The sequence below is a fragment of the Photobacterium kishitanii genome (assembly GCF_003026355.1).
GTDB lineage: Bacteria > Pseudomonadota > Gammaproteobacteria > Enterobacterales > Vibrionaceae > Photobacterium > Photobacterium kishitanii.
Genome location: NZ_PYON01000004.1, coordinates 270,898 through 292,384, shown reverse-complemented (window position 1 = coordinate 292,384; position 21,487 = coordinate 270,898). Strand labels below are relative to the sequence as shown.

Sequence of the window (21,487 nt, the reverse complement as noted above, 5' to 3'; positions counted from 1 at the left end):
ATGACAATACGTATATAGATACTGGCTAATTAAAAGCGTAATACATTCTGTTTTATCACCATCCTTACAATGCTCTAGATTTTCACTTATTTCAGCTTAAAATATTGTTTAATTCCTAATAATAAAATATCACTAACTATCAATATTTTTACGCTATTTTGTGCTATCAATTTAACGATCTAGATCGCTTAAATCAACGCGAGTACTCATTGACAATAACCAATAACCATCAACCTATCTTCCCTATGAATATTATTATTAACACTTACACCTGTAATTGTTAATAACTAACAATATATGATTTCCATTCGAGCATGGGTTACAATTCCTCAAGTGATAGCTATTTATAATTACATAACATCTATCGCTCTCTAATTATTATCTGCGGAGCCTTGCTCCTGTTTTTATTGATATGGAATGAAATATGGAAGCAGAACAAATAGAAATACTCAATTTTATCAGCCAATATCCACCTTTCGATTTGCTGCCTGAAGAGCAACTAAATGAATTAGCTATCGAGATTGAAGTGGCCTATCACCGTGCAGATAGCATGATCTTAAACTTAGGTGATAGTATTAATGATTTATTTCTCATTCGCAGTGGTGCAGTTGAAGTTTACCGCCGTAAAGGGGAATTATATAACCGTTTAGATGAAGGTGATATTTTTGGGCAAATGGGATTATTGATGAATAATCGCGTCAGAATGCCAGCAAAAGCCTTAGAAGATACCCTACTCTACTGTATTCCTGATAGCCTCTTTACCAAACTCTGCGACGACTACGATAGCTTTGCTGACTTTGTTGAAGTCGATGATGGTTCTCGTTTACGCCATGCCGTATCCCGCCAGAATGATGAGAATGATTTAACGACATCTAAAGTTCGTACATTACTCACTCGTGATGCAGTGATCCTTGATCAAAATGCAACGATTCAAGTAGCAGCTCAAACAATGGCAGAAGAAGGTATATCTGCATTATTGATCGGTGATGAAACAAATATTGACGATGACGATGACAATGACTTAATAGTCGGCATTATAACCGATCGTGATTTATGTACTCGAGTATTAGCTCAAGGGGTTTCGACCTCAAACCCTGTCTCTGATGTTATGTCGGCAGAACCGATTACGCTCGATCATAATGCTTATGTATTTGAAGCAATGTTAACCATGCTGCGTTATAACATTCATCATTTACCAGTATTACGTAACAAGCACCCAGTTGGAGTCATTAGCGTCTCTGATATTGTCCGTTATGAATCCCAAAATAGCCTATTACTTGTTAGTAGTATCTATCAACAGCAATCAGTAGAGGAATTAACTGTACTATCCGCGCAGGTTAAAGACTGTTTTGTTCGAATGGTTAATGAAGATGCTAATTCTCATATGATAGGTAGTGCCATGGCCGAAATCGGTCGTAGCTTTAAGCAACGCCTACTTGAACTCGCCGAAGAAAAGTATGGTCCGCCTCCTGTACCTTACTGTTTTCTTGCCTTAGGTTCTATGGCTCGCGACGAACAACTGATTGTCACCGACCAAGATAATGCCATTATTCTTGATAATAATTTCAATCATGATAAACATAACGACTACTTTGAAAAACTAGCCAAATTTGTCTGTGATGGGCTTGCTGAATGCGGTTATACCTACTGTACTGGCGATATTATGGCAACGAATCCAGAATGGCGAAAAACACGCCAACAGTGGGAAGACTGTTTCGCTGACTGGATTGATAACCCTAAACCCGTAGCATTACTCAACAGTTCAATATTCTTTGATCTTGGTGGTGTATGGGGTAAAACCAAATGGGCTAAACAACTCAATGGTTTTATTGTTCGTCGCGCACGTAACAGTCCTCGCTTCTTATCTTGCCTCGCACGTAATGCTCTAAACCGTACTCCGCCATTAGGCTTTTTCAAAGATTTTGTAATGGAAAAAGATGGTCGACATAATAACTCGATTAACCTTAAACGCCGTGGTACAGCTCCCTTAGCTGATTTAATTCGCGTACATGCGCTTGCGGTTGGCTCGCGTTCACAAAACTCTCTTGAGCGTCTTGATGATATTATAGATAGCGGCATTCTACCGCCAGGACGTGCACAAGATTTACGTGATGCGATGGAGTATATTTCTTTAGTTCGTATTCGTCACCAGGCTCTGGATATTGAAGCAGGCATAGAACCAGATAACAGTATAGAGCCTGAAAATATGTCTGATTTTGAACGACGTAACCTCAAAGATGCCTTCCAAATTTTGAGTAAAGCACAAAACTTTGTGAAATTTCGTTATCAGTCAGCACGCTAATAAAAAAAGAGCAGTTAATGTCTCATAATGAATCAAAACAATCAGCCTCTGCACATTTTGTTCGTAATATGCCAGTACCAAACTGGCATTTACGTTTTAAAACATTGGCACTAGAAGCACAAGATAGCCGTATAAAATCTTATTATCAGGCTGGTATTATTACTGAAGACACGCCACTGAGTGAGGTACCTTTTGTTGCACTTGATTTTGAAACAACAGGACTTAATCCAAACAGTGACGATATCGTCAGTATCGGCTTAGTTCCATTTGATCTTCATCGTATTTATTGCCGCGAATCACAACACTGGGTAGTAAAGCCTAAGGTTAAATTAGAAGAAGATTCAGTGGTTATTCATGGCATCACTCACTCAGATGTTCAGCAAGCACCTGATTTACGCCGTATTCTTGAGGCCGTATTAGATGCACTCGCTGGAAAAGTTGTCGTTGTGCATTACAAAAATATCGAACGCCAATTTATGGATCGAGCTTTAAAAATTCGCTTAGGTGAAGGAATTCAATTTCCAGTTGTTGATACCTTAGCGATTGAAGCAACGATCCAACAGCAACAATTTGGTGGTCTGTGGAATAAATTAAAAGGCAAACGTCCAGGTTCAGTACGACTAGGAAAGTGCCGTTCTCGTTATGGTCTGCCAGCCTATCAGCCACATCATGCTTTAACTGATTCTTTAGCAACGGCTGAATTACTACAAGCACAAATAGCTTACCACTTTAGTCCTGACACCCCGATTAGTCAGCTTTGGGAATAAAGTTACGACTATCAAAAAACGATGCTATAAAAAAAGCAGCTCTTCAGAGGTTATTCTGAAAGCTGCTTTTTATTACGCTAAATTTATTTCTATTAATTCACTGATGAGTTATTTATAACGCTCAGTTCTAAAGCCCATTAATAAGCTAATACACATAATAATCAAAATAAACGTAAACGGTAATGCTGTTGAAATAGTACCCGCTTGCAATGCTTGAATGGCTTGCGTACCGCCAACCCATAATAACGCAATCGCAATCAAACCCTCAATTGAAGCCCAAAAAACACGTTGTGGAATTGGAGCGTCAATTTTACCACCAGCAGTAATACTGTCGATAACCAATGATCCTGAATCTGATGATGTTACAAAGAACACTAAAATCAGAATTACAGAGATAAACGATAAGATACTACCAAATGGTAATGCATCATACATTTGGAACATTGCTAGTGGTACTTCCGTAATACCCTTCGCACCTAGCGTACCGATATGATCCATAATTTGATGAATTGCTTGCCCACCAAAGACTGACATCCAAACTGACGTAACAACCGTTGGGGTAATAATAACCGCAATTAAGAATTCACGAACTGTACGACCTTTTGAGATACGAGCAATAAATGAACCAACAAATGGTGACCATGAAATCCACCATGCCCAATAAACAATTGTCCAGCCATGCATCCATTTTTCATCAGGGCGATTATAAGGGTCACTTAATGGGATGAAGTTTTCAATATAACCCATAATTGTTTTTGGTAAAGTATCCATAGAAACGGAAAAACCAACCAAAGCAACAAAAACAAGTAACACTACCGCTACGATCATATTAATGTTACTGAGTAATTTAACTCCTGAATCAATACCCTTAACCACTGAATAAATAGCAGCCATAGTAACAACAACGATAATTGTTATTTGAAGACCTAAACCACCATGCATCCCAAATACATGGTTAATACCACTTGCAGCTTGCTGAGCACCTAAACCCAATGAAGTAGCCAAACCAAACAGTGTGGCTAAAACAGCAAGAATATCAATGATATGTCCAGCCCAACCCCATGTGCGATCGCCTAAAATAGGGTAAAACACAGAGCGAATAGAGAGCGGCAACCCTTTGTTATAGCAGAAAAATGCCATAGACAGACCGACAACAGCATAAATTGACCATGGGTGTAAACCCCAGTGGTACATCGTTGCGCCCATAGCAACTTTAAATGCTTCTGGTGTACCCGGTGTTACGTTTAATGGTGTTGAGCCACCCCAACCAGTGAAGTAAGCTGCAGGCTCGGCAACACTCCAGAACATTAAACCGATACCCATACCGGCAGCAAAAAGCATCGATAACCATGACAATGTTGAATGGTCTGCTTTTGCTTTTTGGCCACCAATACGAATACGACCGTAAGGTGAAACAATTAACGCTAAACAAAAAAGGACAAAAAAGTTACCTGCCCATATAAATAAAGAAGCAAATTGATTAACAATCGCTCCTTTTACGCTGTCTAATGCTGCTTTCGCTGTTGCTGGATCTGAAACTAGAATCGCAACTAAAAAAATGATTATAAGTCCAGCACTCACACCAAAAACGGCGTTATGCACATCGAATCCCCACTTTTGGACATTATCTTGACCAATCGTGTAATCCGTATTATCTATACTATATTTATCGTGTTTACTCATTTATTACATCCTGTTAGATATCGCCTCAACTATAATATTTAGTCATGTAAACAAAAATTGAGACGCCATTATATAACCATTAGTAGACGAGAACTGTCAATAGAGAGACAAAACAGCCAGATAGCTTAAATTGACATTTCCCTGATATCAATATATTCACTGTTATTGATTGATTTTAATCACAACAATCTTCTTTTTGTTTGTACTCTAACTATCCATTGCTACAACTTTAGTTCATTTGAAATTTTTAACTGTTTTTTATATGCAACAGTAATAAATTACATTTAATTTTATGATGTTTAATCAATAGATTAGAGACAATACTTACAAATAATACGAGAAGTCATATTTAGTATAAATAAAGAAGGAATAATTGCGATTATTTATCATATTACAGGAGTGAATAAGTCTTTATTTATTCATACCTTTTTATCGTGAATAAAAAAGCTTAGCAAGATATGCAAACCATAAAAAACGTTCTATAATTAATTATTAAGTTTGCATAAATCAAAGAAATCTGGTTATTTTTCGCACAAAAAAATTCAGAATATCAAAACTAAAAATCGATTAACCAAACTCAAGAGAGATAAAAGTACAGCCTTTTAAGCAACCAATACCTGGCTGCTCACTCTGTTCCGGCGTAATAAGAACCAAAGGTTGTTGGCATTGTTCGCAAGCAACAATTTTACCTTGCATAACCTTTTTAATTACAGCATGTTGATCACTAAATGACTTTTTAGTTTGCTTATTCAATTGCGAAAAATCTAATTTCATTGTCTGTATCTCTAGTATTAATACATAAAAAGGGCTATTCACCCTTTTTAGTTTATTTTTGGATCACTTTATAATTCAAAATCATCAAAATCATTATTATCAATTTGACGCTCAAGATATGCGACTAAATCATCATGACCGCCAATATAATGACCAGCTAAAATAATCTGCGGTACAGTTCTTACATTAACATTGGCAATATGCTGAATAAAATCAACCATGACGGTTTTGGTTAGCTGTTGTCCTAGTACTAATGTTGAATATTCTGTACCTTGTTGGTCAAGTAATGCTTTTGCTTTTACACAGTACGGACAGTTAGGCTGCGTGATAACTACATTTTGGTATTCACTTAGCTGCTCTATTGTCAAACTTTGCTCACTGCTCATCGACTAATTTATCTTCTACATTAAAAATGGCATTAACGATAAAACAATCTGAGTTACGAGTAAAACCTATAACTAATACAATCTAAAAATAGCGTTCAAAAGCACAAATATTGCCCACATGATTCAACTTACACGTTCAAATAAAGAAAAATGACAAACTGTATAAATCTGACAAACAAGTTAACACTTTTTAACCTAGCAAATATTGAATAATCGTCAAAAATAGATGATATTAATCCTGACAGTGAAATAAGTTATTGCCAGTACAAGCTTTGTTATCACTAACGAAATCACTGATAAACATTTTATAAATACCTATTTTCGAACGCTTTCGTCACTCATTACCCATATACGGACGTATTGATACTTTATAATATTCAAAAAGGAGAGCACTGGTGGATATTTCAACTGTCACACATCAAACATATAATAAAGGTGAACTTACTCAGTTACTGGATATTGCCCGTGATGCGATTCGAGGTCATTTTTCAGAAAAAGCAATTTCTACCTCAGCACCTAAACTTGATCACTACACTCGCAAAATGCTGCAACCTGCGGCATGTTTTGTGACTTTAGAAGTTAATGGTCAGCTACAAGGCTGCATTGGTTCAACCATTGCAACAAGACCTTTAGTCTTAGAAATGCATAATAAAGCAATCGCTAGCGCTTATGAAGATCGCCGTTTTATGCCTCTTGCCGAAGATCAGCTTGATGATTTAAGTATTGAGGTGGAAGTACTATCACCACTAGTGATCCAGCCATTTAATACTGAACCTGAATTATTTGAATATTTATCTCATCATAAACAAGGCGTGCTATTAACTGATAGACATGTACAAACTGTAGTATTACCAAGTGCATGGCGCCGAGGGTTATCAACGCCTCAGTTTATACAGCTACTCAAACAAAAAGCGGGATGGTCAACTAATTATTGGTCAGACACTATGGTAATTAAAACTTTTACCACCTGCGCGCTTAAAGAAAACTTCAATACTATTCGCGGTAAATATTTCTAATATCGCAATTAACTTTCCTCAGACAAAACAGCATATTCTCTGACGCTGTTTTGTCGACAAGTTAACATATCACTATCTCGCTCATGACATAGTCAGCAACGTCGAAAATCTAAGATGATTAAATCTTTCATTTATATAGTGATAACATCGAATGAATATCCTACTACGCTGTTGTGGTGTAATTGTATTACTGTTTAGTTTAAACAGTTGTGGAATACTCACCGCAAACAAATCCTCACCATGGGTAAGATTAACCACTCAAACCGCTAATTTTCATGCTGATAACGACAATGTCACTCTGGATGGATTATCAGCGAAAAAATTCTATAACCATCTTCGTGTTACTTGCGCACGGGGAACAGTTAACATCAAAAAGATTAAAATAAATTATGAGAATGGCGAGTTCCAGCAATTTAGAACTGCTGGATTGATGACTAAAGATAGTATTAGCCCACCACAATTACTTGATTATGTTGACAGTAAAATTACTGTAATTGAAATCAACTATCATAGCTTAGGTAATAAAAAGTTATTAACCGCAGGAATAACCCCCAAAGCCATCATTGAAGTTTGGGGGAAAGAACAACAACCAATCGTATTCAGTTAATGTCTATGATCACAATAACGCGCCAACCGAGTTAGATTCATGACGTTACTATACTGCGCTTGGTGCGATATCAACCCATACTAAACGATGATCAGAACCCGCTATAGGCTTTTCTCGTCCCTTATCATCAAGCATTAAATGTCGTAATGGATGATCCTTCTCAGGCCAAAATACGCCCGTTTCTAGCGTAATTAGATTAGCTGATGGTAAAACATAATCTAAACGCATACCGCCTAAATGTGTCCACTCATTGCTGCGTCCTTTGCGTCTCTGCCATGGTCGATATTCACTGCCACCCATACTTTTTGGTGTTAATGGCCCATGACTTACCTGCTGATTAATCCGTGTATGGCTAAGCAAATGTTTAATTGGTGCTTTCAATCCATCACCATCAATCACATCAGCATTAAGATCACCCAAGACGATAAACGGTTGCTCATTACTCAAACCTCCCGTTTTTCCACTATCATCTTTTAAATACGCCGCATTATCGATAATGTCACAAACTAATTGAATTTCGTCATTATTACGCTTGGCATTTCGACGTTCAGGGCCATCAAATACTGGCGGCGTTGGATGACAGCACACAAGATTAATAACTTGCTGCTCAAATTGGATAGGTATAACAATATGATTTTTAGAGGATAATCGTAATATATTTACCGCTTCAGGGCTGTAAAAATCACGGGGAATTAATGACTTGGGCATATTATTCCACAGCATATGCTGCCATGAACGAATATTATGATCCTGTATCGGGTACTTAGATAATAATACAAAACCAAAATTACCATGAAAATGACCAAACCCCATTCCATCTGCTGGTAATGAAATTATACCGTCATTATTTAAATCAACCCCAGTAAGTAAACCGGTATTGGTAGCAGGACACAAACGATAGGGATATTCGATAGGAGCTTGATCATATTGAGATACAGATAAGTAATTAGCACAGAAATTGGCTAATGAACCATCATCGCCACCAGCACCTAAATGATCAAATTCACACAACAAGATAACATCAGGAGCAACATGCTGAATAATGGCAGCTAGACGTTGTAAACGAGTAATATTAGGGTTAGCCGTTAATGCTAATATTTTTTCTGATTCGCTGTCAGACATCGAAATATTAAACATTGCGACGCGAAGTGATGGGTTACGACTAGACGCAGATTTCACACAAGATTCTCATATACTTATTACTTTGATAGCGCACATTGTAATCGGCATTGTCTATCCGACCAATAATAAACGCAATAATTATCCAGATATTAAACTTAGCGATTACCAACTAATGTATCAAGTGCCAAACGAATTTGTTTAGCATCATAACTTGCGCGATGTTTAACAGGACCTTGTCGCTCAAGTGCTAACTGAAAATGCACACGATCCATTCCATTATGTTGCTTTAGCCAACAACATACCTCAGTCAGCATAAAGGACGGCCGCATATGAGCAGCATGGTATAATCTTCCCAGCCAAAACAAATCCCATTCACTATCGCAAAAAACCAGTTCATATTGCCCCAAAATAGCATTAAGATGCCGACAAACATCAACCACTTGTTTTCCGTTATTTTCTAATTCATGACGAGTAATTTTATGAATATGAGACTCTGAAAAATCATCCCAATACACCCACTCATCACTTGCTGATAAAGGATTAATTAGCAAACTATTATCGGTACCATTAGGCAATGAATACCCTACCTCAATCGGATAAGAAAATTCAGAGAGTCCTGATGCTTCAAAATCTAACGTTGCCCACATTACACACTCCCTGTTAGGAAAGATTGTATTAATCACCTGTATCTATAATTTTCACAGCCTTAATTAATGACAACAAGCTCAATACAAACTAAATGTAGCCCGTTACACCATTATCACCAAAAAAATACGCGTACTATTTTTCACTCAACTTTTAAAATCAAGTTTACTTGAATAAACCCTTTATATATCAATAAATACGCACTGTAGATAGGTGTTCAGTTTTGTTAGGTATATAATAGCAAAAGAATCAATATCAACGGGTCTCATAATGATTACATCTCCTACACCGATACTGGGTTTCGCTGGATTTAGCGGTTCAGGAAAAACCACTCTCCTTGAGCAACTTATCCCTCTACTTAAACAACACAACTTACGGATAGGATTACTCAAGCACAGCCATCATGATATTGATCCAGATACACCAGGAAAAGATAGCTACCGATTACGCCATGCTGGGTGTAGTCAAACGTTACTCGCAACAAAATCACGCCATATGCTGTATTTTGAATATCCGCAAGCAGAGCGCCAAGATCCAGAATTAAATCATTGCCTAAGCCAGCTTAATCATGACTTACTTGATCTTATTTTAATTGAAGGGTTTCGTGATCAACCTTTCCCAAAGATAGAAATTCATCGCCCAAGTTATGGCAAGCCATTGCTCTATCCAACAGATAAAACTATTTTAGCGTTTGCGAGTGATCAAGCTGCACCTAATGACTGTTCTTTACCACGATTAGATTTAAATAACCCACACGATATCTGCCAATTTATTATTGAGTGGTTGCAACAATAATATTAATGCCATAAAAAAACACCGCGGCTTAATCTTGCTAAGTAGCGGTGTTTTAAATTTCATTGAATAATATTATTAACTAAACCTCATGGCTTAGTTTGTACTGCTGAAAAAATCATGACACCCGTATGATGATTAAGCTGATAAGTCAGCGCCAATTTGCCAGCAAAATAAGTAAATTGAGTCACACTGGCTAATTGTTCAAAATAACGTTTTTGACGGTGAGGAGCTAAAGGATCATCGCATTTCCGTTCAGTAATCGCAGCATGTTGCTCTAATATATCAATAAACCCAGGCTTTAATAGCGGCTTCACAGTGACCGTATAATTATTACAGTCAACCATCCCAACAAAGTGCCCGTTAATATAGCGTAAGTTAATATTACTACCATTCATAACAGGATCACCATAACGCCAGCTTTCAAGCTGCCATTCTGTATTTGCTAAAATAGCAGGAGTTAATCTAACAATCGCTTGATGACTAGGTATTTCGACCAATTTGTCTTGTTCTAAACGCCAAATATGACGAGCAACATCGCCTGGACAACACGTAGAATCTCCCTTCCCTGGCTGAATAACATCTAATATTATTTGATGGTTTTTGATCACCAGCCCTTTAACACGAACTCTGTCACCAATATATTGGGTCGCAATATTGACGAGCTGATGGTGTCGATAAGCCATCACCGCAATATATAAATATTGTCCACTACCACCGGGAGAGTAATTTAACAGTACGACAGCCATCGGATCATTATCAGCATTCAATGTACCAATAACTTTCAAATCACTTAATAGCATCACTTGTGGCATCACATCGCCACCGGGTTGATAGGGATCTCCAGCCCACAGACCTTGCTGTAAATGAATCGTGCTGCCAATGTCATCAATCCCATGATAATAGGCTTGCTGTAGTGCAGATAGTGGGTAATCGTACCGTTGGGAATCCACAACGGCAGCGAGATGAATATCTTTGGGGCTGACAGGCAATAGGGATGATTGATCTTTCTGTAATGAAGTAACATGAGGCGTTGTTATCTCTGCAGCCATTAACGTTGAACTACAGACCGTTAATAAGCTTATAAATACAAAGATAAAACGTTTCATAGATACTCCTCATTGAATGCTTTAACACGATATCTAATGGTTTGATCATGCCGTAATGTATTTCTGACACAAAAGTCTCACAATAGTTCCTCAATAAATACTAACGTGATATTTATTAAGTCATTATCAACAACAAACATATTATCAATTAAAAAAGTCAATTGTATTACCTTTCGAAACCGTTAGAATGCGCGCTTGTTTTTGACTATCACTAAGGTGATTAGGTTTCACTATGCTCATTAAAATAACCGCTATAGCTGTATTGTTACTAACATCAAGCATGTCATTTGCCAGCACTTCAGCGCCTTCAAAGACGGCAACATTTGAGCAGTTAGCTCAGCAACAATCACAAAAAGTACCCCTACAAATTATTGATTGCCGCAACAGTAACTTCTATAACGGCTGGCCAGAACCTCAACAACAACTCGGTGGCCACATTGCCGGCGCGGTTAATATTGATTCAAGTTGGCTAAAAATGCTTGATAGCTCAGCTTTTGAAACACTATTACGAGATAAACACCTTACACCTAACCTCCCTACTTATTTATATTGCTCCGCAGATAAAGCTCAGCAATTAACAACAGCCTTACAAGAGCAAGGTTATCACTCACTAATAACTATCAATCAGCCGCTTAATCACTATCATGGTCAACTCAGTGCTTTACCTGACTTTCAGCAATTAGTACCAGCATCATGGCTGTATGATCTGATTAACGGCAAACATCCCCGTTATGCGCCAACACACGGCTATAAAGTAGTTGAAGTTGAATGGGGACCACCTGCAAAATATTTACTGGATCATATTCCAGGTGCTTTATACGTTAATACCAATACGATTGAGTCAAAACCATGGTGGAATAAAGTTAACAACAAGGCATTAGCACAAGTTATTGCTAATCTTGGTATTCGTTATGACACTACCGTAATATTGTATGCACGCAATAATATGTCTGCCGCACGTTTTGCCAATTTCTTAATGTATGCTGGTGTTAAAGATGTACGCTTATTAAATGGCGGTTGGACAGCATGGTCTAATGCCGATTACCCTACCGAACATTTACCAAACTATAATCAAGACCCAGTAGATTTTGGCAAGAAAATACCAGCAAACCCACAATATCTGATTGATACCAACCAAGTAAAAGCACTATTAAAGAAACCAGTTAATCAGCAATCAGTGGTAAGCGTGCGTACATGGCCAGAATATATCGGTGAAACCAGTGGCTATAGCTACATTAAGCCGAAAGGACGTATAGAGGGTGCAAAATGGGGTCATGCAGGCTCTGATTCTTACCACATGCAAGATTATCTCAACCCAGATCAAACCATGAAAAGTGGTAATGAAATTGCAGCTCAATGGGCACAATGGAATATTAAACCGCATCAAGATGTGGCATTTTTCTGTGGTACGGGTTGGCGAGCATCGGAAGCCTTTTTCTTTGCGCATATTTTAGGCTGGAAAAACATCAGTGTTTACGATGGTGGTTGGTATCAATGGAGTGCCAATAAAAGCAACCCAATAACAGAAGGGACTATTACTCCCGCTAGCGTCCACTAAACACAATAACGGCAGTGCAATACACCTTACTTGTTAAGGGTATTCCCTGCCGTTTCGAATGGTCTTAAAAGATTAATACAATTTACGGCACACCATGACCTTTTGAGGCCACCCATACTCGATAAAATTGCTCACGCGATAACGTAAAATCAAGTGCAGTAACCGCAGATCTTACCCGCTCAATATTCCCCGAGCCCATAATTGCAATCGGATTTGAAGGCAAACGACGAATCCATGCATAAATAACTTGATCGATACTGTCAGCACCAATCTCAGACGCTATCTCAGTTAACGTCGTACGCACTCGCACATGCTGTTCGCTATTACCACTAAAGATATCCCCACCAGCCAAACACGACCATGCCATAGGGTGAATACGCTTCATTTGTAATTGATCAAGCGTACCGTCATGAGCAACCTCAAAGTTAAGCGGATTAATCTCAACTTGGTTAGTCACTAACGGCTGCTCAAGACGAGATTGCAGTAAATCAAATTGCGCTGGCGCAAAATTTGAAACACCAAAATGATTCACTTTTCCTTGTTGCTTCAACTCGGTAAACGCCTCAGCTACTTCATCGGCATCCATAAGTACATCAGGACGGTGAATTAATAACAGATCGATATTATCAACCCGTAAATTTGCCAGTGAGTTATTTACAGAATCAATAATATGCGACTTACTCGTATCATAATGGTTAATATTACGTTGAGGATATTTAGGATTACAAAGATTAATATCGCACTTAGTCACTATCTGTAATTGCTGACGTAAACTTGGCTTTAACGCTAACGCTTCACCAAATAATGCTTCACATTGATAGCCACCATAAATATCTGCATGATCTACAGTTGTAATTCCTAATTCAAGATGCTGCTCTAAAAAAGCTAATCGTTGCTGCGCAGTCATACCCCATTCAGCTAAACGCCAATACCCTTGCACTAATTCTGAAAATTGTAATTGCTGTGCAACCATTGCGACTTGATTAACCATTGAACCATCCTTTGTCGAGTAATAGTAATTATCAACCATCCTAAAGCCTCAAATCACTGCCGCAAACGAATTAATTAAAAACAAAGTATGCAGACTAAAAACTATGACTTAGGCAGCAACTTATCAATAAACACCTTGCTAATTTAACGTTTAACACAAATAGCCGAACGAACGGGTTGTTGATTAATCGCAGCCATCACCCGTTGTGGGTTAGCACTATAGGCTTGATGTAATGATTTCACGGATAACTTATTTTTTAAATATTCAGTGTAATCATTGAATTTATAATGGCTATAAGCCGTTGGGTACATTTTGCTACAACTGTCATACCATGCAACATAGCGCTTAAAAAATAATGTTGCTTGGGCTGGCGTCATTTTGCTCATCGTTAACGCCATATCTTTAGTTAATTGAAAATGCTGATAATCAATTGGAGAATCCCAAAAACCGCCCCAATATTGAAAACCATTACGAGCAAATATATCAATCACAGCCTCAGCCATACCTCGACTATCAGGCTTACCATAACGATAAGTGGCTCGATTGGCATAGCGAGTACCCTGCACAGGGCTAAACTTGACATTGCCATTACCACTAAAGGTCACAAACGGATTTTGAAGAGGATTCAGATCTATTGCGGCACCATAAGCATGTAAAGACAAACTGCCAGTACCCGCAACCGGACGATAGTTAAATGCTGAAGTATTATTGGCCGTCATAGAGCGAGTATCATCACCACCATACACTTCGATGGGAACCGCTTTATGGATAGGAAAACCTTGTTGATATAGGGCGTCAAAAATATTACCAACATACGGCGCCACTGCATCCATCACCACAACTTGGCCATTTGAATGCGCTTTACCAGCAAAATCACGGTAATTAAAAGTGACTTTTTTTAGGCGTTGACAAGGAACAGGCGCATCAGCAGCCATCACCCCGACTTTAGTCATGGCTTGGCATTCAGTTGCTGATAATGTATTAATTTGAGCAGCACTGGCTGAAAATGCCACGCTACATGTCAAAACCAAAAACAACGGCATATACATGTTACGAGAGTTGGTTATCATCCTGATACCTGTCTATAAAATTCGATAAAAAAGACGTGCTATAGCACGCCTATATATGGAGCTAATAAATTAAAAACTTATCGGTTTACGACCAGTCGCAGTATCTGCTTTCTTGTCCGCTTTTTCTGCTTCTTTTTTAGTTACAGAACGATTTTTACTGGTTGCTGGTGCTGCTTTATTTTTCTTTGTTTTGGGCGCTGATACTTTTTTATCTTTTTTGGTAACTTTAGCCGCAGGCTCTACTTTATTTGCTTGCTGCTCTCGTGGCGGCGCTTCTTGCACTGGTTGGTCACAAATAACCACAAAATACTCACCATTAAACTCGATTACGTCACCATCATAGATTTTACAACGCTTACGCAATTCAATTTCACCATTTACAGCAACATAACCTTCGGATATAGCATATTTGGCTTCACCGCCCCCACTTACCAAATTGGCAATTTTAAGGACTTTATATAGTTCAATCGGTTGAACGGATACTTCAACTTCCAGAGCTTCTACTTCTATTTCTTCAGACATTTTGCATACTCAAATAATAAAACAGGAACTTACTTGAATTCTACCTCACTAATAAACAGAAAGTGAAACAAATGACAGATTCTAGCTTACTTACTATTTTTTCAAGTCTAACCCGATAAAAATCGGTTTTGTCCATTTTTATGGACACTTTATCGCTGCTATCATTCATTCGAATAACATTAAAAGATCATTAAAATATCCTTTAATCGGCTTACAATAATAATCAACCTCGACTAATCTTGGTTTTTATCCACGTTATTTGCTCGGATCTTCGTCAACAGGTATGTCACCTAGGGCAAAAAGCAAGCGAATAACTATTTTATTACACATGGCTATGTTCTGATGAGCACAAGTAGTGCTATAATCCGCGACCTCACATGTGACAGTAATTGTTTATAGAGAAAAACAATGACAGATTTATCTAAATACAGAAACATTGGTATTTTCGCGCACGTTGATGCGGGCAAAACTACTACAACAGAGCGTATCCTTAAGCTAACTGGCCAAATCCACAAGATTGGTGAAGTTCATGACGGTGAGTCAACAACTGACTTCATGGAACAAGAAGCTGAGCGCGGTATTACTATCCAGTCTGCAGCAGTAAGCTGTTTCTGGAAAGATCACCGTTTCAACGTTATCGATACTCCTGGACACGTTGACTTCACAGTTGAAGTTTACCGTTCACTTAAAGTACTTGATGGCGGCATCGGTGTATTCTGTGGTTCTGGTGGTGTTGAACCACAATCAGAAACTAACTGGCGTTACGCTAACGAATCAGAAGTTGCTCGTATCATCTTCGTTAACAAACTAGACCGTATGGGCGCAGATTTCTTCCGCGTTACAGATCAAGTTAAGAAGGTACTAGGCGCTACTCCACTAATCATGACACTTCCAATCGGTCGTGAAGATGATTTCGTTGGTGTTGTTGACGTTCTAACTCGTCAAGCATTCGTATGGGATGACTCAGGTCTTCCAGAAAACTACGAGATCCTACCTGTTCCTGAAGATATGGTTGATGATCTTGAAGCTTACCGTGAAGAAATGATCGAAACTGCTCTTGAGCAAGACGACGATCTTCTAGAAGCTTACATGGAAGGTGTTGAACCTTCTATTGAAGAAATCAAGCGTTGTATCCGTGCTGGTACTCGTACTTGTGATTTCTTCCCAACGTTCTGTGGTTCAGCATTCAAAAACAAAGGTATGCAACTTGTTCTTGATGCGGTAATTGATTACCTACCTTCTCCAACAGAAGTAGACCCACAGCCGTTAACTGATCCAGAAACTGGTGAGCCAACTGGTGAAGTTGCAACAGTATCTGTTGACGAACCATTCAAAGCTCTTGCATTCAAAATCATGGATGACCGCTTTGGTGCTCTAACATTCGTTCGTATTTACTCTGGTAAGCTAAACAAGGGTGACACCATCCTTAACTCTGCTACAGGTAAAACTGAGCGTATCGGCCGTATGGTTGAGATGCAAGCGAACGACCGTAACGAACTTACTTCAGCACAAGCTGGTGATATCATCGCTATCGTTGGTATGAAGAACGTTCAAACTGGTCACACTCTTTGTGATGTTAAGCACGAGTGTACTCTTGAGCCAATGATCTTCCCAACTCCAGTAATCTCAATTGCTGTAACGCCTAAAGATAAAGGCGGTTCTGAGAAAATGGGTATCGCGATCGGTAAAATGGTTGCAGAAGATCCATCTTTCCAAGTTGAGACTGACGAAGAAACTGGCGAAACAATCCTTAAAGGTATGGGTGAACTTCACCTAGACATTAAGGTTGATATCCTTAAGCGTACATACGGCGTAGACCTAATTGTTGGTCAACCTCAAGTTGCTTACCGTGAAACAATCACGAAAGCAGTTGAAGATAGCTACACGCATAAGAAGCAATCTGGTGGTTCTGGTCAGTTCGGTAAGATCGACTACGTAATGAAGCCAGGTGAAGTAGGTTCAGGCTTTACGTTCACATCATCAGTAATTGGTGGTAACGTTCCTAAAGAATTCTGGCCTGCAATCGAGAAAGGCTTCAAGGGCATGATGAACACTGGTGTTTTAGCTGGTTTCCCTGTTCTTGACGTTGAAATCGAGCTTCTTGATGGTGCATTCCACGCAGTCGATTCATCTGCAGTAGCATTTGAAATCGCAGCGAAAGGCGCATTCCGTCAATCAATGCCTAAAGCTGGCGCGCAACTTCTTGAGCCAATCATGAACGTTGACGTATTTACTCCAGAAGATCACGTTGGTGATGTTATCGGTGACCTTAACCGTCGTCGTGGCATGATCAAAGACCAAACTGCTGGCGTAACTGGTTCTCGTATTAAAGCTGACGTACCACTTTCAGAAATGTTTGGTTACATCGGTACTCTACGTACTATGACATCAGGCCGTGGTCAGTTCTCTATGGAGTTCTCACACTACGCACCTTGTCCTGCTAACGTTTCTGAAAAAGTAATCGCTGAGCAGAAAGAGCGTAACGCTAAGAAGTAATTTTTAAATTACTCTAAGTGAATACGTTAACCCCGAGGACTTTGTTCTCGGGGTTATTTTTTATCTCTATGTTTGATCTTTTATTTTCCCCAGCCAGCCACGTTTCACTATCACATCCGCCATTAAAATCACTTGGTAAAATAGCCTCTACGCCGTAAAGTAATATTTTTATTCACGGCAATATCTATGAATATCATTATTGATGATTTACAGGGACAAGCAATTCAAGCATTACTACAAGCACACTTAGTCGATATGAATGCAACAGCACCCGCTGACAGCGTTCACGCATTAGATCTTACAGAGCTTCAACATCAGACTGTCACTTTTTGGTCTATTTGGGATCAGCACCAACTAGCAGGTTGTGGCGCAATAAAACGTCTCGATGCAACCACCGCCGAAATAAAGTCGATGCGAACAACCAATGCATTTCGTGGACAAGGTATTGCATCACAATTACTTCAACACATCATCTCCCATGCCAAAGCACAAGGATATCAACAATTGAGCTTAGAAACGGGTTCAATGGCTTTTTTTATACCTTCACGCGCGTTATATGCCAAACACGGTTTTATCGAATGTCCGCCGTTTGCTGACTACCAACCAGATCCTCACAGTATTTTTATGACTCTCAATCTACTCCCATAAAAAAAGAACGCCGAAGCGTTCTTTTTTATATTACTAAGAGTAAAGCGTTAATTATCAAGAAAGGTCGTTGCTAAAGCAGCTACAGAGGCATCAAACACTTGCTGCAATGGTGCTACATCAAGTTCAGCAATAGAACCTTCTTGAGCTGATTTTTCAAACACTAGGCATAACTGGTGCAATTGCATTAATCCCATCGTACCAGCAGCGCCTTTAAGCGTATGCGCTTGCTTAGCAACTTCGGGTAAGTCATTAGCTGCAATTGCTTGGTGTAACATCACTAGTGTTTTACTTGCAGACTCACCAAATAAGCTAATTAACTGCTTCACCTGCGCAGCACCAAGTACTTGTAAATCACTCCCCAATACAGATTCTTTTACTAAGGGTAATAACTCTTCACTCTCAGTAAGTTGCGGCTTTTCTTCACCAGCTCCTTTTTCAATAACCACTCGCTTATCTCCTTTTAAAATACTGTTCATAGTATCAATTAGTTGCTTCTCAACCAGAGGTTTAGGTAAGAAGCCAGCAAAGCCTGCATTTAAATAAATTTCAACTTCTTCCCTAAATACGTGAGCAGAAAAAGCGACCATAGGTGTCGGTTCTTGCCATGCTTGCTTATTGGTACTATCAATACGACGTAATTGATGCAGCAGTGTAATTCCATCAGTATCAGGTAAATTAATATCAAGTAACGCTAAATCAAACTGCTCTTTGCGATAACACGCTTCAGCTTGTGCACCATCTTCAGCAATAACTACCGTATGACCTAGTCGCTTGAGAAACCCTTCAGCAACCATACAGTTTACCGGGTTATCCTCAACCAATAGAATATGCGCTGCCGGCACTATTATTTGATCAATATCCGTATTTAATGACGCTTGGCCTCGTTCTAAAGGTAAGGCAAACCAGAAGCAGCTACCAATACCGATAACCGAATCAACCCCTATCTCACCGTCCATCGCCGCAACAATATGTTTACTGATTGCTAAACCAAGTCCTGTACCTTCAATCGATTTACGTCCAGCTTCTGCTTGTTGAAATGCACTAAATAATATCGCGTGTTCAGTAGTATCAATGCCAATACCAGTATCTTGGACAGAAAACAGTATTTCATCAGGCATATCAGGGTGCGGTCGGACACTAATTGTTACTTTACCTTTATCTGTAAACTTAATCGCATTACCAACTAAGTTTACTAACACCTGCCGAATTCGGCTTTCATCGCCAACCCAAATAGCATCAACAGCAGGATCAATGTAATAGTCAAACCCAATACGCTTAGCCATTGCTCGTCCATAAAGCATATTAAATACATCGGCGACCATACGTTTTAACGCAAAATCGCTAGGTCTAATATCTAAATGTCCAGCTTCAATTTTAGAGTAATCCAAAATATCATTAAGAATATCGAGTAAGGTTTCACCACTGCGGTTAATCACATCTAAATAACGCTTTTGCTGCATACTTAACTCTGTATCAGCTAACAACGATGCTGTACCTAATACACCATTCATAGGCGTTCTAATTTCATGACTCATAGTCGCCAAGAAAGCAGATTTAGCACGATTAGCTTTTTCAGCTTCATCACGAGCTTTATAATGGTTATATACTTCTTCGTTTAAACGACTATTAATGCGCTCTAACTCAGCTGTTCGTTTTGCGACTAAGCGCTCCAAACTTGCTTTGTGTTGTTGTAGTTCTTGCCGAATTTTAGCTTCCGTTTGTGCTAATCGATACCGTTCATTAGCCGTATCACGCGCGACTAAAATAGCACGTCCCATTTGGGCTAATTCATCATCACCATCAACATCTAATTGAATACATAAATCACCGCGAGTCAGTGACAATAATGCACGACTGTAGCGATTAATACGGCAAATAACCTGCATATAAACAATGCGCCACATGATCAATACCAAGGCCAATAAACCAATTGCAGAAATCACAATTAGCGTATTACGCGCAACAGTCAATGTTTGATCAACTTGCTTAACTGCACGTTGAGTATTGTCATTAGCCGCAGCAATAATATCGTCAACAGTGTTATTTAATTGTTGAAATAATACTAAATTTTGTTGATCTAATCGCTGCACATCTTGCTTGGCATAAATCAATTGTTCACTAACACCAAACAATAAATTACCACGTTCGAGTTTTGCAGCTTGCTTCATCAATTGTTCAGAACGACTAGGATCTTCAACAGATTTAACTCGGTGACTGATAATATTAACCGCATTGTTAAACCGTGTTTTTAATGCCACCAACGATTTAATATCAATAATACGTTCAGAATCATCTAACATATTAATCACTTGCAATGATAAAAAACGCAATTCAAATAAACGTTCAGATAAGTCCATATCGACTTCAACTAAACTATCAAGGGCATTATAAACAGCAGGTTTATTATTTTCCGCCACGAGATCATAAATACGCGACACATTAGCCACTGCAATGGTATTTGCATTAGCCACTTGCGATTGTGATAAATTATCAATTTGGTGGGTCGCCTTAGTCATTGCTGCAGTTAATTCATCTAACTGACTTTGCAGATCTATTTGACGGCCAACTAACAATCCCAGTAAGGCTAAATTATCAACAATACGTTTTACATCACCTTCTAATTTCAGCATTAGCGGCTGATCAAACGAATACTGCTCTAACGCATACAAACTACGATTTAATGCTTCAATATGAATCGTTAATGCTCGCCCCTGCTGCATCCGTTCTGACTCAAGTTTCGATTTAGCTAAAACTTGAGCATTAAAAATAATTCGCGAACTCAAATCTGATAACTTCCGCGCTTCAGCTAATGCTGGGACTGCGGAATTAATCACTGTACGCTCTGTTTTAGCAACTAACGAAAAGCCTGCCACACCAATCATAACCGCAATAATCATCAAACCAGCCATGGCAGAAAAGGCTAGTAACAGTTTGGCTCCGATACCTTTTCGGGTAAACGTCATAAATCGTCTCTATATCAAAAATCTGGTTTAGAATAG

General features: G+C 38.8%; 18 protein-coding genes. 8 read left to right on the top strand and 10 right to left on the bottom strand.

Features of this window, described 5'->3' with window-relative positions:
• The first annotated feature begins 424 nt into the window (after window positions 1-424).
• Together C0W29_RS07095 and C0W29_RS07090 are read left to right on the top strand one after the other, a co-directional pair.
• Window positions 425-2,302 (top strand): DUF294 nucleotidyltransferase-like domain-containing protein, encoded by a 1,878-nt coding sequence (locus C0W29_RS07095; RefSeq protein ID WP_045044866.1) that lies wholly within the window; start codon window positions 425-427, stop codon window positions 2,300-2,302.
• Between the two features lie 17 nt (window positions 2,303-2,319).
• Entirely contained in the window at window positions 2,320-3,069 is a 750-nt protein-coding gene (locus tag C0W29_RS07090) for a 3'-5' exonuclease (protein ID WP_045044867.1), read from the top strand.
• Between the two features lie 108 nt (window positions 3,070-3,177).
• On the opposite strand, the gene C0W29_RS07085 is transcribed toward C0W29_RS07090, so the two are convergent.
• From C0W29_RS07085 to C0W29_RS07075, 3 genes are all read right to left on the bottom strand, one after another.
• Window positions 3,178-4,752: a BCCT family transporter gene (locus tag C0W29_RS07085; RefSeq protein ID WP_065191599.1), complete on the bottom strand. Its 1,575-nt coding sequence runs from the start codon at window positions 4,750-4,752 to the stop codon at window positions 3,178-3,180.
• A gap of 567 nt (window positions 4,753-5,319) precedes the next feature.
• Window positions 5,320-5,526 (bottom strand): hypothetical protein, encoded by a 207-nt coding sequence (locus C0W29_RS07080; protein WP_036794015.1) that lies wholly within the window; start codon window positions 5,524-5,526, stop codon window positions 5,320-5,322.
• Window positions 5,527-5,594: 68 nt separating this feature from the next.
• The gene (locus C0W29_RS07075; RefSeq protein WP_045043547.1) at window positions 5,595-5,912 is read right to left on the bottom strand and encodes a glutaredoxin domain-containing protein; all 318 of its coding nucleotides are present in this window, start codon (window positions 5,910-5,912) and stop codon (window positions 5,595-5,597) included.
• Window positions 5,913-6,307: 395 nt separating this feature from the next.
• Between C0W29_RS07075 and amrA the strand changes: the two genes are divergently transcribed.
• On the top strand, window positions 6,308-6,928 hold the full coding sequence (amrA, locus tag C0W29_RS07070; RefSeq protein ID WP_045043546.1) for an AmmeMemoRadiSam system protein A: 621 nt from the start codon (window positions 6,308-6,310) through the stop codon (window positions 6,926-6,928).
• 151 nt (window positions 6,929-7,079) lie between these two features.
• Window positions 7,080-7,535, top strand: a complete 456-nt coding sequence (locus C0W29_RS07065; RefSeq protein WP_045044868.1) for a hypothetical protein — start codon at window positions 7,080-7,082, stop codon at window positions 7,533-7,535.
• Window positions 7,536-7,583: 48 nt separating this feature from the next.
• Here the strand turns inward: C0W29_RS07065 and C0W29_RS07060 are convergent, their stop codons facing one another.
• On the bottom strand, window positions 7,584-8,714 hold the full coding sequence (locus tag C0W29_RS07060; protein ID WP_036794007.1) for an endonuclease/exonuclease/phosphatase family protein: 1,131 nt from the start codon (window positions 8,712-8,714) through the stop codon (window positions 7,584-7,586).
• A 98-nt stretch (window positions 8,715-8,812) separates the two neighbouring features.
• Entirely contained in the window at window positions 8,813-9,304 is a 492-nt protein-coding gene (locus C0W29_RS07055; protein ID WP_045043544.1) for a hypothetical protein, read from the bottom strand.
• A gap of 268 nt (window positions 9,305-9,572) precedes the next feature.
• On the opposite strand from C0W29_RS07055, the gene mobB reads away from it, so the two are divergent.
• Entirely contained in the window at window positions 9,573-10,097 is a 525-nt protein-coding gene (gene mobB, locus C0W29_RS07050) for a molybdopterin-guanine dinucleotide biosynthesis protein B (RefSeq protein ID WP_045043543.1), read from the top strand.
• 86 nt (window positions 10,098-10,183) lie between these two features.
• Here the strand turns inward: mobB and C0W29_RS07045 are convergent, their stop codons facing one another.
• On the bottom strand, window positions 10,184-11,203 hold the full coding sequence (locus C0W29_RS07045; protein ID WP_052671616.1) for an META domain-containing protein: 1,020 nt from the start codon (window positions 11,201-11,203) through the stop codon (window positions 10,184-10,186).
• Window positions 11,204-11,435: 232 nt separating this feature from the next.
• Here C0W29_RS07045 and C0W29_RS07040 point away from each other — a divergent pair, with 232 nt between their 5' ends.
• Window positions 11,436-12,761, top strand: coding sequence for a rhodanese-like domain-containing protein (locus tag C0W29_RS07040; protein WP_045044869.1), 1,326 nt, complete (start codon window positions 11,436-11,438; stop codon window positions 12,759-12,761).
• Between the two features lie 82 nt (window positions 12,762-12,843).
• Here the strand turns inward: C0W29_RS07040 and C0W29_RS07035 are convergent, their stop codons facing one another.
• From C0W29_RS07035 to C0W29_RS07025, 3 genes are all read right to left on the bottom strand, one after another.
• Complete coding sequence (locus C0W29_RS07035; RefSeq protein ID WP_045044870.1) at window positions 12,844-13,752, bottom strand: aldo/keto reductase; 909 nt, start codon at window positions 13,750-13,752, stop codon at window positions 12,844-12,846.
• Between the two features lie 143 nt (window positions 13,753-13,895).
• The gene (locus C0W29_RS07030; protein WP_373455698.1) at window positions 13,896-14,822 is read right to left on the bottom strand and encodes a M15 family metallopeptidase; all 927 of its coding nucleotides are present in this window, start codon (window positions 14,820-14,822) and stop codon (window positions 13,896-13,898) included.
• A 69-nt stretch (window positions 14,823-14,891) separates the two neighbouring features.
• On the bottom strand, window positions 14,892-15,344 hold the full coding sequence (locus C0W29_RS07025) for an RNA-binding S4 domain-containing protein (protein ID WP_045044871.1): 453 nt from the start codon (window positions 15,342-15,344) through the stop codon (window positions 14,892-14,894).
• A gap of 408 nt (window positions 15,345-15,752) precedes the next feature.
• On the opposite strand from C0W29_RS07025, the gene fusA reads away from it, so the two are divergent.
• Both fusA and C0W29_RS07015 read left to right on the top strand, forming a co-directional pair.
• A complete protein-coding gene (gene fusA / locus C0W29_RS07020; RefSeq protein ID WP_036793992.1) occupies window positions 15,753-17,840 on the top strand; it encodes an elongation factor G in 2,088 nt (695 codons plus the stop codon).
• A gap of 186 nt (window positions 17,841-18,026) precedes the next feature.
• Window positions 18,027-18,488: a GNAT family N-acetyltransferase gene (locus C0W29_RS07015; RefSeq protein ID WP_045043539.1), complete on the top strand. Its 462-nt coding sequence runs from the start codon at window positions 18,027-18,029 to the stop codon at window positions 18,486-18,488.
• Between the two features lie 47 nt (window positions 18,489-18,535).
• On the opposite strand, the gene torS is transcribed toward C0W29_RS07015, so the two are convergent.
• Window positions 18,536-21,451, bottom strand: a complete 2,916-nt coding sequence (torS, locus tag C0W29_RS07010) for a TMAO reductase system sensor histidine kinase/response regulator TorS (protein ID WP_045043538.1) — start codon at window positions 21,449-21,451, stop codon at window positions 18,536-18,538.
• Window positions 21,452-21,487: the final 36 nt, after the last annotated feature.